The sequence below is a fragment of the Shinella sp. genome (assembly GCF_049651085.1).
Taxonomy (GTDB): Bacteria; Pseudomonadota; Alphaproteobacteria; order Rhizobiales; family Rhizobiaceae; genus Shinella.
The window spans coordinates 50,512-64,591 of record NZ_JBASBL010000027.1 but is presented as its reverse complement, the minus strand read 5'-3'; the positions used below and the strand labels follow the sequence as shown (position 1 = coordinate 64,591).

Annotated in this window: 11 protein-coding genes and 1 pseudogene; 1 reads left to right on the top strand and 11 read right to left on the bottom strand. The window is 59.9% G+C overall.

The window, feature by feature from the left end; genetic code table 11:
* Positions 1–12: 12 nt before the first annotated feature.
* The 8 genes from WA950_RS17680 to WA950_RS17645 all read right to left on the bottom strand — a co-directional run bounded on the left by WA950_RS17680 (position 13) and on the right by WA950_RS17645 (position 9,658).
* The gene (locus WA950_RS17680) at positions 13–858 is read right to left on the bottom strand and encodes a formylglycine-generating enzyme family protein (protein WP_424553034.1); all 846 of its coding nucleotides are present in this window, start codon (positions 856–858) and stop codon (positions 13–15) included.
* Positions 859–1,005: 147 nt separating this feature from the next.
* Positions 1,006–2,763, bottom strand: a complete 1,758-nt coding sequence (locus WA950_RS17675; protein WP_424553590.1) for a chloride channel protein — start codon at positions 2,761–2,763, stop codon at positions 1,006–1,008.
* A gap of 110 nt (positions 2,764–2,873) precedes the next feature.
* Positions 2,874–3,920 (bottom strand): NAD(P)-dependent alcohol dehydrogenase, encoded by a 1,047-nt coding sequence (locus WA950_RS17670; protein ID WP_424553033.1) that lies wholly within the window; start codon positions 3,918–3,920, stop codon positions 2,874–2,876.
* A gap of 98 nt (positions 3,921–4,018) precedes the next feature.
* A complete protein-coding gene (locus tag WA950_RS17665; RefSeq protein WP_424553032.1) occupies positions 4,019–5,026 on the bottom strand; it encodes an ABC transporter ATP-binding protein in 1,008 nt (335 codons plus the stop codon).
* 60 nt (positions 5,027–5,086) lie between these two features.
* Positions 5,087–6,583: a sulfatase family protein gene (locus WA950_RS17660; RefSeq protein WP_424553031.1), complete on the bottom strand. Its 1,497-nt coding sequence runs from the start codon at positions 6,581–6,583 to the stop codon at positions 5,087–5,089.
* Between the two features lie 42 nt (positions 6,584–6,625).
* Positions 6,626–7,930 (bottom strand): ABC transporter substrate-binding protein, encoded by a 1,305-nt coding sequence (locus tag WA950_RS17655; protein WP_424553030.1) that lies wholly within the window; start codon positions 7,928–7,930, stop codon positions 6,626–6,628.
* A gap of 25 nt (positions 7,931–7,955) precedes the next feature.
* The gene (locus WA950_RS17650) at positions 7,956–8,777 is read right to left on the bottom strand and encodes a carbohydrate ABC transporter permease (RefSeq protein WP_424553029.1); all 822 of its coding nucleotides are present in this window, start codon (positions 8,775–8,777) and stop codon (positions 7,956–7,958) included.
* Positions 8,774–9,658 carry a carbohydrate ABC transporter permease gene (locus WA950_RS17645; protein WP_424553028.1) on the bottom strand — a complete coding sequence of 295 codons (885 nt, stop codon included), beginning with the start codon at positions 9,656–9,658 and terminating at the stop codon, positions 8,774–8,776. The genes WA950_RS17650 and WA950_RS17645 overlap by 4 nt, the downstream gene beginning before the upstream one ends.
* 96 nt (positions 9,659–9,754) lie before the next feature.
* Between WA950_RS17645 and WA950_RS17640 the strand changes: the two genes are divergently transcribed.
* Positions 9,755–10,642, top strand: coding sequence for a LysR family transcriptional regulator (locus WA950_RS17640; RefSeq protein WP_424553027.1), 888 nt, complete (start codon positions 9,755–9,757; stop codon positions 10,640–10,642).
* A 437-nt stretch (positions 10,643–11,079) separates the two neighbouring features.
* Here WA950_RS17640 and WA950_RS17635 read toward each other — a convergent pair whose 3' ends face one another.
* From WA950_RS17635 to WA950_RS17625, 3 genes and pseudogenes are all read right to left on the bottom strand, one after another.
* On the bottom strand, positions 11,080–11,868 hold the full coding sequence (locus WA950_RS17635) for a class I SAM-dependent methyltransferase (protein ID WP_424553026.1): 789 nt from the start codon (positions 11,866–11,868) through the stop codon (positions 11,080–11,082).
* 413 nt (positions 11,869–12,281) lie between these two features.
* Positions 12,282–12,422: pseudogene (locus tag WA950_RS17630) on the bottom strand (DDE-type integrase/transposase/recombinase); the annotation flags it as partial.
* A gap of 30 nt (positions 12,423–12,452) precedes the next feature.
* Positions 12,453–13,673, bottom strand: coding sequence for a MalY/PatB family protein (locus tag WA950_RS17625; protein ID WP_424553025.1), 1,221 nt, complete (start codon positions 13,671–13,673; stop codon positions 12,453–12,455).
* Positions 13,674–14,080 lie beyond the last annotated feature (407 nt).

Here is a 14,080-nt window from a genome sequence, read left to right as displayed (position 1 = left end):
GACTACTCTGGTTCACACTCCGTCATAGGCTACCCGGAAACCGGTGTTGCCGGACGAAGTGTCGGCCGGACGACCGGAGCGGGCGGCGATCCGGTAACGATAGCAATAACTTGGATGACAAAGGTATGAGCCGCCTTTCATCACGTACTCAGAGGCGTCCCTTGCTACCGCATTGCGCAGCCGCGCATCCCTGGAAACGGACCGGACACGGAAAACGTCGGAACTCCATTCCCAGACATTTCCGACCATATTGTAGAGGCCGTAGCCGTTCGGCTCGAAGCTCTGTACCGGCGCCGTGCCGACATAGCCATCCGCCGCTGTATTCGAGTGCGGGAAACTGCCCTGCCAGATATTGCAGCGGATGACGCTGTCCGTTGGTTCCTCATCCCCCCAGGGAAATCTTGGTTCTTCGAGCCCTCCACGGGCGGCGAATTCCCACTCAGCCTCGGTCGGAAGCCTCCCGCCGCACCATGCGGCATAGGCGTTCGCGTCTGCCCATGAAATATGGGTGACCGGATGCTCCTCTCGTCCGTCCAGGTTCGTGCCTGGTCCCTCGGGCCGTAACCAGCAGGCGCCGTCGACCTTCCTCCACCACAAAGTATCGACTGGCGCCTGGTACCGTTCGGCATCCTCAAGAAGAAGATGGAAAACGAAGCTCCAGCCGTATCTTTCAGCCTCGGTGACATAACCGGTTTCGCGCACGAAATCCCGATATCGCGCACCACTGACTGCGTGCGGATCGATCAGGAACGGCTTGAGCCGCACTTTCCGCGCGGGCCCTTCGCCATCAGCCGCGATCACCGGAGCATCGGTTCCTACGTGCGAAATCCCGCCCGGCAGGCTGATTGCCTTCGACACGAACGAACGTGACGGTGAGTTGGTCAAAGAGGCAGGGATGGGCTGATGGGGCAACGGCGACCTTGCACGAGACGATGCCGCACAACATCCGCGAATTGCAGTCGACTGGCCTTCTGGTTCCTTTGTCATCACATTTCGCAGCCTTGTCTAGAAAGTCTCCCCGACCGCGTCGCGGCGCCGGCGGTCAAGCTCCTCGCTGTAACGCCTGAGCGTATGGCTTTCGCTCAGCTGGCCGATGACGCGACGCCCGATCAGTCCGTCCACGACGGCAAGCGCTTCGCCCTGGCTCCTGTCGAAGATTTCAGCCGCCTGCTTCGCGTTCATCTGAGGTTGGAGGAAGTCGTTCTTGTGCCTCAGGAAATCCGGAAACGAGAAGTTAGATGCGTCTGTTTCCGGCGCGTGGATTTCCGGGACGCTGACAATGCCCTGATACCTGTCGCCGTCATCGACCACGATCACGCGCTGAGTGGAACCGATCGGGTAGCTCTCCTTGAACGCATCCAGTGAAATATCCGATCGGACGGTGCGGATGTCGGCGCGCATCAGCTTCTCGACCGTAAGGTTGCGGATCCACCCGACGTCGTGGGCGCTGCGGATGCTTTCGCCGCGAAGATGGAAACGCCAAGTCGCGAACGAGTATCCGAAGGTCGAGCGAACGACGACTGAGGACGTGATGACCGCCGCCAGAACCAGCACGGTCATCGGAAAATTGCCTGTCATTTCCAGGGCCAGAAAGGTCATCGTCATGGGGCCGCCGATGATCGCCACAGCCAGCGCGCTCATGCCGACGATTGCCAGCACCGATACCGGCAGCATGCCTGTCAGTGACGGATCGACGCCCAATGCAAAGGCCTTCCCGAGCAATGCGCCCATGAAAAGCGACGCGAAGAAAAGGCCGCCCCTGAAACCGGAGCCGATGGAGACAGCGGAAGCCATCACCTTGAGCAGGAAAAGCCCGGCCAGGGTTTGAACCGCTACATCGCCTTCGAGATTGAGGTGCAGCGCGCCGTGACCTGCAGACAGTACCTGCGGCGTGACGAGGGCGAGCAATCCGACGACGATGCCGCCAATTGCCGGACGCATGTGAATTGGAACGGAGCTTTTGCGCGCCACTTCCTCCACCTTTGCGACCGTCATCATGATGAGGATGCCAACGATGGCGCAAAGGGCGCCGAGCAAGACCGCGGGAATGAAATCGCTGGCGGAGAACGTCGCAAGATCGCCGGCCGTTATGGTCAGACCACCGCTCGAGACGAGGCGCGCGATGAGCGCGGCAACGATCGCAGCGACCATGACAGGTGCCAGCGCGACGATGCTGTAGGCGCCGATGATGAGCTCGAAGGCATAGAAGGCACCGGTTATCGGCGCGTTGAATGCCGCCGCGATGGCGCCGGCAGCGCCGCTGCCGACGAGGATGCGCAAATCGGCCCGGCGCAATTTCAGCTTCATGCCGAACTTGGAGGCGATGCCGGAAGCGAGCTGCGTGTAGCCGGCCTCAAGGCCGACGGACGCTCCAAAACCGTTCGAGATCAGGTTCTGGACCGCCACAACGATACTGCTCGTCAACGACATCTGACCGCCATAGAGGGCATTGGCCTCGATCGGGTCCACGATGGCCCGCGGCTTCCGCTTCGCGAGCAGGTAGAAGAGGGCGCCGAGCACGACGCCCCCGGCGACGGGCGCGCCCATCGTGACCAGCGGGTCGAGTATCGGCGTGGCGCTGAGCCAATCGGCCATCCCGATGCCGAAGACAACGCTGTGCATGCCTTTCGAGATCCAGCTCATCGCGCTCACGACAAGGCCTGCCACAACGCCCACGAGCGCCGCGATGACAATGAGAAGGATCTCGCTTCCGCGCGAAGCGAACTTCTTTTTGAAGAGTCGGAGCCTGGCCCGCATCTCCATGCGCAGGGTTATGGTGGCCGGGCCGTTGCCTCCGAAGACGGACATGAGACGGGGCATGAAACGGAACTACGAGTGCGATACGTGCGGGGCGGTCTGGGGCGTCGACCTCATCACTCAGCCATCACGATCTGCAACTTGACGTCCGTCGGCCGGGCTTCGACCGCCCGATCAAAGGCCTTGATGGAATCTTCGAACGTGAAGGTCTCGGAGATCAGCGGCTTGAGGTCGACGCGGCCGGAGCCAAGCAGCGCGATAGAGCGCTCGTATTGATGCGCATAGCGGAACACCGTCTCGATGCGGATTTCCTTCGTCGTTGCGCTCGAGACGTCGAAGCCGATCGGATCGACCGGCAGGCCGACCGCGACGATGGCCCCGCCCGGCCGTGGCAGTTCCATGATCGTCTCCCAGGCCTTCGGGGAGCCGGAGCATTCGAAGATCACGTCCGCGCCCCAGCCGTCAGTCAGCCGGGCAACCTCTTCTGCTAGGTTCTGCTCGCGGATATTGACGGGGATGACGCCCTGGTACTGGGCGGCGATATCGAGCTTCGGCTGGGCGAGATCTGCGACGATGGCACGTGCACAGCCGCCTGCAAGCGCCGCGATTGCCACCATGGTCCCGATCGGGCCGGCGCCAAGCACGACGGCCGTATCGCCCGGAGCGATGCGCGCCTTCGAGGCAGCTTGCATGCCTACAGCGAAGGGCTCGACCATAGCGCCTTCGGCAAAACTCACATTGTCCGGCAGCTTGAAGGTGTAGTTGGCCGGATGCACGACTTCCGGAGCCAGCACCCCGTGCACCGGCGGCGTCGCCCAGAAGGTAACGGCCGGATCGACATTGTACATGCCAAGGCGGCTTGCCCTGGAATTGGGATCAGGAATGCCGGGCTCCATGCAAACCCGGTCGCCGACCTTCAGATGATTGACGCCTTCACCGATCTCGATCACCGTGCCGGCGGCCTCGTGCCCGAGCACCATCGGCTCGTTGACGACAAAGGGGCCGATCTTGCCATGCGTGTAGTAGTGCACGTCGGAACCGCAGACGCCCACCGTGTGTATCTTGATCTTCACCTGGCCCGGACCGGTCTGCGACGGCAAGTCGATGTCGCGAATGTTCAATTCGCCCATGCGCTCCAGCACCAGTGCTCGTTGTTTCGACATAGCTGAATTCCTGTCCTTGGGACCGAGAGCAATTCACCAGAACGGCTCGATTGCATTGTTTTTAAAGCGATCTCTGATTGTGGGCGGTTGGAAGTACCCTAGTGTTTTGGGTCCACCCGCAGGCCATCGCGGAAGACGTGCAGCTTCTCGCGCGGCGCGGAGAGATAGACGTCCGAGCCAATCAGCTCCGAGATCTGCCGCCCCCCACGCACGATCATTTCGCCGACGAGATCGGTCGATATGTGGGCCAGCGTGTCGCTGCCGAGTTGCTCGATCAGCTTGACGCGCCCCTTCCACCCGCCGCTCTCGCGGCTCATGACGATATCCTCCGGGCGAATACCGATGAGGTCGCCGCCGAATTCCTGCGCGATAGCGCCATCGACGAAGTTCATCTTCGGGGTGCCAATGAAGCCGGCGACGAAAGGTGTGTTCGGCCTATCGAAGAGCTCGAGCGGCGAGCCGACCTGTTCGATCGTGCCCTTGTTGAGCACGACGATCTGATCAGCCATGGTCATGGCCTCGACCTGGTCGTGCGTGACGTAGATCATCGTTGCACCCAGCTGGCGGTGCAGCTCCATCAACTCGACCCGCATCTGCCCTCGCAGCGCCGCGTCAAGGTTGGAGAGCGGCTCGTCGAACAGAAAGACTTTCGGTTCGCGGACAATGGCGCGCCCGATAGCGACACGCTGTCTCTGACCGCCGGAAAGGTGCGCCGGCCGCCTGTCGAGATAGTCCTCGAGCTGGAGGATGGCGGCGGCGCGCTGTACCCGTCTGTCGATCTCGTCCTTCGGCGCTTTTGCAAGTTCCAGCGCGAAGCTGATGTTCCGGCGCACCGTCATATGCGGATAGAGCGCGTAGGACTGGAACACCATGGCGATGCTGCGGTCGGCTGGATGGCTGTGCGTGACATCCTCCCCATCGATGGAGATCTTGCCCCCGGAGACATCCTCCAGTCCCGAGATCATCCGCAACAGGGTCGACTTGCCGCATCCCGACGGCCCGACAAGCACCGTGAAGGACCCTTCGGGAATATCGAGGGAGAGCTGGGGAATTACCGTCGTCCCGCCGAACACCTTCGACAAGTTTGATATTTTCACTTCTGCCATATTGTCCTCCTGGAACGGCCGCCGTCATTGCTCACAACGGCTGCATCCGGTCTTTCTTTCCTAGAAGTCTGCGATCCGTTCCGGCCCGATGCCACTGACCATCATCATTGCCGAAAAATGCCGTTGCATCAGCTCGCTCTTGATTGCGGCATAATCCGGGTCGAGCCATCGGTCCTCGAATTCATTCGGGTCCTCAAGCAAGTCGAAGAGTTCGCCAGCTGCCGCATCGTGATAGACGTTCAGCTTGTAGCGCCCATCGAAATACATGCTTCCCCGGGATCCCAGGCTGCCTGGAAATTTCAGGGCATCGTAGTATTCCGACAGAACATAGGGCTTGTGCTCGTGAAGCGGGCTTTCTCCCTTGAGAAGCCGCAGCAGGGAACGCCCCTGGTTCTGGTGCGGAATTTCGAGCCCGGCAGCCTCCAGCAGCGTTGAAGGCAGGTCGACAAGTTCGACCAGTGCATCCGACACCGCATCTTCCGTGATCACTCCCGGCAGGGAGACGATCATCGGCACATGCACGAGGCCTTCGTAGAAACGGCACCCCTTGTAGAGCAGACCATGGTCTGCGAGCATCTCGCCATGATCGCTCATGAAGAGCACGAGCGTGTCCCGCGCCTGCCCGGTCTCCTCGAGCGAAGCCATCAGCTCACCGACCATGTCATCGATCAGGCTGATCATCGCGAAATAGGCGGCGCGAATGCGCGGCGCATCATATTGCTCCGGCGGTGTATCGTGGCTGGCGCCCGAAAGGTTGGCGGCGGCCGACGGGTCGTGGCGTATCGTTGGATCAACGGGTTTGCGCGCCTGCTGGTCGACGCCGCTGAAGCGCTCCTGGTGCTTCAGGTCGCCTGGCACGAAGATTGCCGGGGGCATTGCGGCCGGATCGAAGCGATCCATGTATTCCTTCGGCGGATCGAAGGGCGGATGCGGGTCGAACAGGTTGATCGACAGGAACCAGGGTTTGCCTTTGCCACGCTCGATAAAAGACAGCGCGCGTTCCTTCGCCCATGTCGTTTGGTGGAATTCGGTCGGCACGCCGTCATAGACCGCACCCTCCGCAGGCGCATAGAGCGCCTTTGGATCCTGTCCCTTCTCGACCAACCATTGGTGATAGTCGTGCCCCTCAGGCCAGTCGGGCTGCGGGTGCTGGCTCCAGTAAAACTCGTTGTATCCGTCGTCAGCACGAGGCTCGATGCGGTTCTGGGCAGCAGAAAGATGCAGCTTGCCGATCAGACCCGTATGATAGCCGGCAGTCTGAAATATCTTTGGCACCAGTTTCAGATGGGAAGGGAAATAGTCGTTGCCGTTGCGTTGGACCTGATGTGCCGACGGATACATGCCGGTGAGGAAGGTCGTGCGGCTCGGCGTGCAGATGGGGCTTTGGGTGTAGGCATTGCGAAAGGCCACGCCCTTCTTTGCAAGCCGGTCGATATTGGGCGTACGCGCACCAGGAAAGCCGAGACAGGAAAGCGTGTCCCAGCGCTGTTGGTCGGTGCAAATCCATAGGATATTTGGCTTGGTCATAAACAAAGTCCCATTGTTGATCCGCCGCATTTGCGGCGGATCCTGCGACAGTTTCGTTGGTGGTATGCTGGCTTACTTGAGGTAGCCGGCGCGCTTCATAATGGTCGTGACGTCGGCCTGGGCGTCATCCAGAGCCTGCTGCGCCGTCTTCTTTCCGACCGCTGCCTCCTGCAGCGCCAAACCGACGCGATCGGCCATCGGGCGGAATTCGGCGAAGGGCAGGCGGTAATCCTTCGCGCCCACGGCGAGCGTCGCCGCGTAGGCCTTGGTGAAGGAACCATAGCCGAAGTCGTAGCCATGCTTGGCCTCGAACGCAGCGTCGGCCCAGATCGAATTGCGCGTCACGGCCAGGAAGGAACTGTTTGTGGAGATATCCTTGACTATCTCCTTGCTGGTCGCCCACAGGATGAAGGCAGCCGCAGCTTCCTTGTTGCGCGACGCAGCGTTGACGTTCCAGCCCTGGGCGCTGAATGGCGCGAAGACGCCTGCCGGTCCGCCCGGCGTGACGGCAAAGCCGAGTTCGCCGCTGACCTTGGAGAGCTTCGGATCGAGAATGCGGCCGGCAAGCGGAGCCCCCTCTATCGCGATGGCCACGTTCGCCTGCTGCATGGCGACGACGACCTCGTCATATCCGGCCGAAGCCGACCCCGGAATGCTGTAGTCCTGCAGCAGCTTCACATAGGCTTCCGCAGCCTTGACCGCCTCCGGCGAGTTGATCGTCGGCGTCATGTCATTGGGGAAATCCTTCACCCAGTGGCCGCCGTAACCGTAGAGGATCTGCGTCCAGTACCAGATGTTCTCGCTCGTGTTGGCCTTGCCGCGCAGGGCCGTGCACGGCATGTCCTGCGTCTGGAGCTTGCCGCACATGCTGATGAGCTCCTCGAAGGTCTTCGGCGGCGCATCGAAACCCGCGGCCTTGAGGACGTCGCCGCGATAGTACATCAGCTGCGTCGCCGCAAAGTACGGGATACCGTAGAGTTTGCCATCGACGGTTTCCGCAGCGATCGTTGAAGGAATGAAGTCGTCTATATCGAACTTCGCCGTCTCGACGTAGCCGTCAAGCGGCTCCAGGAAGCCGCCGGGCACAAAGCGCGGCACGTCGGATGCTTCCAGGAACACGACGTCATAGGCCGGCGATTTCGACGTCAGCTCGACGGCGACCTTCTGAACCGTCTGGCCGAACGCGTAAAGGTCGAACTCGACGGTCGCTCCGGTCTTTTCCTCGAATTGCGCGACCCGCTTCTGGACTTCCGCGTCCCAGGGCTGCTGGGTGCTGAGAACACGGAGCGTCACGCCATCGAAAGGCTTGTCGGCGCCAAAGGCCGGAACAGCGACGCTAGCCGCCAATATCGTCGTTGCAAACAGTGTACTTTTCACAATCATTCCTCCGTATTGTGATGCATCAGCCTTTGACGCCGCCAGCGGTCGTCTGGATCATGTATTTGCGAATGAAGAGCGCGAAGACCAGGACGGGCAGCAGGATCAGGATCCCGGCCGCGGCGATCTTGCCCCACTCCGTCCCCTCGTAGGCCATGTAGTTGAGGATCGCGACGGCCGCCGTCTTGGCGTCGAAACGGGTCAGCGTCAGCGCGAACAGGAACTCGTTCCAGGCGAAGATGAAGACCAGGATGGCGGTTGAGGCGATGCCCGGTGCGGCCATGGGAATGGCGACCTTGGTCAAGATCTGCAGACGCGTGGCGCCATCAATGACCGCCGCTTCCTCGATCTCGTAGGGAATGGAATCGAAGAAGGAAATGAGGATCCAGATGGCGAGCGGCACCGTGAAGACCGTATTGATCAGGACAAGGCCGATCTTGGTGTCCACGAGCCCGGTCTGCTGGAAGGCGACATAATAGGGAATAACGTAGATCATCCCCGGCGCGGCGCGCACGAGAAGCACCCAGGACAGAAGCCCCGCCTTGACGCGCGAGCGCAGCCGCGAGAGGCCGTAGGCAGCCGGCACCGCAAGGAGCATCGAAAACAGCACCGTTGCCGACGACACGATCACGGAGTTCCAGAACGACTGCACGAACTTCCGGTCGCCAAGTACCGAGGCGTAGTTGTCGAGCGTCGGCGCGGTCAGCAGGGCCGGCGGCTTCTGGAAGATGGCAAGCTCGCCCTTGAAGGAGGTCGACAGCATCCACACGACCGGCGCCAGCAGGAAGAGAATGAAGAGGTAGGCGATCGCGTAGCATGCGATCTTTTCCGATCGGCGCATTCTCATGCGGTTGCCCCCCGGGCCGAGCGAGCGATCCGCACCAGGAAAGGCGCGCAGAAGCTCATCATGATCATGAAGAAGAAGAAGATGAGTGTCGCCGCGTAATCTATCTTCAGATAGTCGAAGCCGGTGACATAGGCGTAGTAATTGACTGGCTCCGTAGCGCCCGCGGGTCCGCCGCCGGTCAGGATGAAGATGATCGGGAAGATCGCCAGCGCCTCGAGAATCCGGAAGACGACAACCGTCGTTATGACGGGCCGAATGGCCGGGATGGAGATATGCCAATGGCTTTGCAGCCAGCTGGCGCCGTCGATGGTTGCCGCTTCATACTGCTCGCTTCCGACCGTTTCCAGCGCCGAAAGAAAGAGGAGAGCGACAAAGGGCGTCCCGACCCACACCGACGCCGTGATGACCACGATCAGCGCTGGCAGTGGCAGATTGAGCAGATCGGGCTGCAGATCCACTCCGGCAAGGCTTCCCATATAGGTCAGGCCACCCGCGCCAGGAATGATGAACAGCTTCCAGAGGAGGCCGCTTACGGCTGGCGGGATAACCGCCGGCAGAATGAAGACCAGCCGCATCCAGCGGGTTCCGAGCAATTTTTCCTTCAGCACGATCGCCAGGGCAAGCCCGATCAGAACCTGCAATACTACCGGAAATACGATCAGCTGCGCCATCACGACGAGCGAATTGATGAAGCGCTCATCCGAGAAAAGCGCGAAATAATTCGCAAATCCCTGGAATTGGGCCGGGTTTGGCGATGTCGGATCGACAAAGTAGAGGCTTATAACGAAAGTGAATACGATCGGCAAAACCGTCACCGCCGCCAGAAGGGCGAATGGCGGCAATATCAACGGCCAGAGCCCGTCTCTACGATGCTTTTTCACGGTAAATACTCCCATTGGCCGGACAAATAGACTAAAGCAAATTCACAAGGCAAATGCCTAGATTGGATAGGGCATTCAATAAATGGATGAGTCGTAGTGGAAGGTTTCAAACGTTTTCTTGCCGTGGCGAATAGCTTGAGCATCTCGCGCGCCGCCGAGCGTCTTCACGTTTCCCAGCCGGCCTTGTCCCGGACGATCGCGCTTCTGGAGGAGCGTTTTGGCACCGAGCTCTTCCACCGAACGGCAGCCGGCGTCGAACTCACGCAAGCCGGTATCGTGCTCTACGAACATGCGAGCCGCGCCATGAGCGCAATTGCCAGTGCGGAGGAGGAGATCAACCACGCACAGCGCCAGGGGCGCCTCAGCGTCTCGATCGGGGCGGGTGATAGCTGGGGCTATGGCATATTGCCAGCGATCATCCGCGACTTCACCGCCGAAAATCCCCAAATCTCGGTCAGGGTCGATATCGTCGACCACGAGACGCGCATGGAGGGCCTGCGCAATGGAACATATGAAATGGTCTTCGGCGTCGCCTCTCCCAAGATTGAATCGGCGCCTACGCATACCTTCATCCCGCTCGTCGAGGCGCCTTACGACATCTATTGCGATGCGCGGCATCCCCTCCTGGGATTGAAGAGCGCCCGCCATGAAGACCTGGTCGGCTATCCCTGGATCAACCACAAGTTCGAGTACGACTTTGATGCTTCACAATGGCAGAAGACCGGCCGGAACTACATCCTGCGAACGAACACCATGCTGAACACCATGGAGATCGTTCGTGAATCGACCTACCTCATCTCGACGGCAAAGACCTTCCGGAGCATTTTTGAAAGAAATGGCATCGTGAAGCTCATGGAGGACCCGATGAGCCGGGTTTTCGTTTCTGGTGCGGTCTATCTAAGCCGCTCCCCTCTGCGCCTCGCCGCGCGAACGCTTCTCGGCAAGGTGACCAGTCATTGCAAGGATCGTTTCAAGCCTTCTTGACTGCGCTCTGGCTTGGGCGCTCTATCAGGCGCACTCGCGGTTCATCTGCCAAGGCAGCGAGGAGGCTCACCGAGGACATAGACCAGCCGAGGCCGGCGGTCCAGCAGCCAGCACGCGCTCCACCCTATCGGGTATCTCGACGACGCGCCCGGCGGCGTCCGTGATGCTGCGCGCCGCCACGGGCAAAGAAGATAACAGTAAGGCTACAAGGGCGGCGAAGCCACGTAAGGTCGGCATGAAATGGCAACATCAAGTCAGTGTCGTCAGGTTAGCCGGCGATGACGTTTTCGGCAGGTAGTTGCCTGTCATGCCCTAGGCTATCGTCTACTAAAAACGCCATCGTTTCCCACCGCTGTGCACAGATAGTCGTGAGTTCATCTCAGCCGGACTACCCCTTAACCGCTAAGCTGCCGGCAACATGACATCGCCCTACGCACTCACTTTTTTTCGAGCAGAAAATACGCGTACCTTTCATCACCCACCAATTCATCCTTCGGACGCAAAGTGACCGAGAATGGGGAGAAACCAGCTTGCTCTGCTATCAACCAAAAGTCTTCGATCGTGTAAGTCGTCATGTTTGCAAGATTTCTTTCGTAGCTCCATCTACGTGGCCTCGTTCGACGCTCGTGCGTTCCATATTTTATTTGTATTATAGCAAATCCTGATGGCCGAAGTAACCGATACGCCAAATTCACAATGCGCTGACCATATTCAGGCGTCGGGAAGAGTTCGAAAACGTAGGTACAGAGGAAAACGTCACATGTACCTATCAGATGCTCTACTGCTTTGTCTGGATTATCAACGGTAATCTGTATTGGCAGGTAGTTGAAGAAACCCATATCCTGGAGTCTGCGGCCACATTCCGTCAGCGAATTGGATGATACATCGACGCCAACGAACTCCTCGCCTTCGGTCGCGAAATGGATGGCATTCGCGCCACCTCCGCATCCCCACTCCACGATCCGATGCGTCGGTCGATTCAAGCTTTTGAGTGCCAGGTAGTTGCGGAACAGATCAAGATGCCGTTTGCCCAGCTCGCGCCAGATTGTGTCGTCAATACCCGTGTCACCACACCAGTGAGAATTCGACCGGTGGTTTTTGCTGTAGGAGTCTTGCCAGTAGATTTGTGCGTCCCTTACGAGCACTTTCTCTTCATCTCGAAGAATGCGCGTGCCTGCCAATTGTTCAACGGTGGTGCGTGCGACATTTCGAAGGAGATTTTTCATGTTCTCGCTCCAATGCAGATCAAAGAAGACGACCGGAATAGCCTCGTAGCTTGTCTCAGAGATAATCCCTGACGTTCGGATGCCCTTCCGAACGGATGCTAAATGCAGCTTAGGTACTTTGCGGCGATTGAAGACAGCCCAGTTGCCCGCCAGAGCTTTGGGCCTTTGGCCCGGCGCAGCTACGAAAAACAACGGCTGAGGCCACTGCGGCCGTGACTATTCTGGAAAACAGGCACTTCATTTTGAAACCGCCTACATTTGTCATCAATACCAAGTCTACACGGTGGGATGGAAGTTGGCATTGAGCCGAAAGAGGTAGAGCACCCCCTTTGCCTCGCTCCTTTTGTTGTCGGGACGGCGACGGGCAGGAAGTTCACGTTTGAAGATTTGAACAGATGGAATGGCCATGTGACCAGCCATCGCTTGGCAGCTTTGGTATCGCGGCGGGCTTGGATGATCTCGTCGAGAACGCAACCGTGCTGATCAACGGCACGCCAAAGCCAGTGTTTTCAGCCGCTGATGGAAATCACGACCTCGTCCAAGTGCCAGATATCCGGACAGCTGCACCAATGCCATTGGCGGGGCTAAAGCCCGCCAATGGCCGTGACTATCCGCTGGATGGCCATGTCTACGGTCGAACGCGGGCAGCCAAGGTTCATCCGCATATAGCCTCGGCCTTCCTCGCCAAAGGCCAGGCCGTTGATCATTTCGACCCGGGCCGTGGTCAGCATGAATTTCTCAAGCTCCGCTGCATCCATGCCGAGGCCGCGACAGTCGAGCCATGCCAGATAAAGCGCATCGGCGGGAATGACGCGGATCGTCTCTCCCAGAGCCTGCATTCCGCTCGCCAGATGCAGGTGGTTCGCGCGGACATAGGCGACCATCTCGTCGACCCATGACGCGCCATGGCGATAGGCAGCTTCGCAGGCGATCATGCCAAGGCTGTTGACCAGTGGCGTGGTGTTGCGTTCGTATTGCCGTGAAAGTTCGGCACGCAATCTGGCGTTCGGCACGATGATATTGGCACATTGCAGGCCCGGCAGGTTGAAGGTTTTGCCCGGGGCGGTGCAGGTGATGCTGTTGGCCGCGAAGTCCTCACCAAGAGAGGCAAATGGCGTGTGCCGCAACGCCGGGTTCATGATCAGATCCTGATGGATCTCGTCCGAGACCACCAGAATACCATGGCGCAAGCAGATTTCGCCCATGGACCGCAACTCGGCCGGCGACCAGACGGTGCCTGTGGGGTTGTGCGGGTTGCTGAGGATGAAAAGCCTGGTGTTGTGCTGGATAGCCGCCTCAAACACCCCCGCATCGAAGCCGTAGCCGGTTTCGGTGCGCTGCAGCGGTGCGGGGGTCGGATGGCGGCCATTGACCAGCACGTCATTGCGGAAATGCGGATAGACCGGCGACTGAATCAACACCGTATCACCCGGCGAGGTGAAGGCCTGAACGGCAGATTTCAGAATCGGAACGACCCCGGCGGACAACAGCAGCCAGTCGGGATCGACCTCCCAGCCAAAACGACGTGACTGCCAGTTAGTCACCGCATCCAGATAGCCTTGGCTTGCGCCGGTCGGATAGCCAAAGATGCCATGGCGCACAGCCTCGCTCAGTGCGTCCAGCACGGGCTGCGGCGCGCGGAAATCGCAATCCGCCACCGACATCGGCAAGGGATGCATCGCCATCGCGCCCGCAGCCGCGGACGCTGCGACACAGGACCATTTCGCCGAATTGCTAGCGCTGCGGTCGATCACCTCATCGAAAAGAGCAGACGTCACAGGCGGCAGGGCGCTTTGCTTGCGCATAGGGTTCTCCAATTGGCGGGTTGGTCCGTTAGCGGGGGGCCGTGGCTCATACAGAAAGGGTCCCGGGGCTGAAGTCCCGTCCCCCCCTGCCGCATTGGCCGGAGTTCTGGTCATCTCTATACTTTAGTCAGCCGGAAGTCCGCCAGGTTAAGGTTCCACTGCCATCAGGTGGCCGACCAAGCCGCGCCGAGGACGAGGAGGCGAGAATGGTTTCGAGGGCGCTTTCCTGCGCCAGCCCGGCACCGACCGCGCACCTCCGACTTCAGCCTCCGGCCCCGGCCGGAACCGAGGCAAGTGCCACCACCGGCGCCGACTGTCAGGCGCCGGAGGGAAGGTATGGTAGACTGGCCACCTGAGCCGCAGAACCAGCGTCCAAGTGTCGAGCGACACTGTGCGGCCAGGTGAGA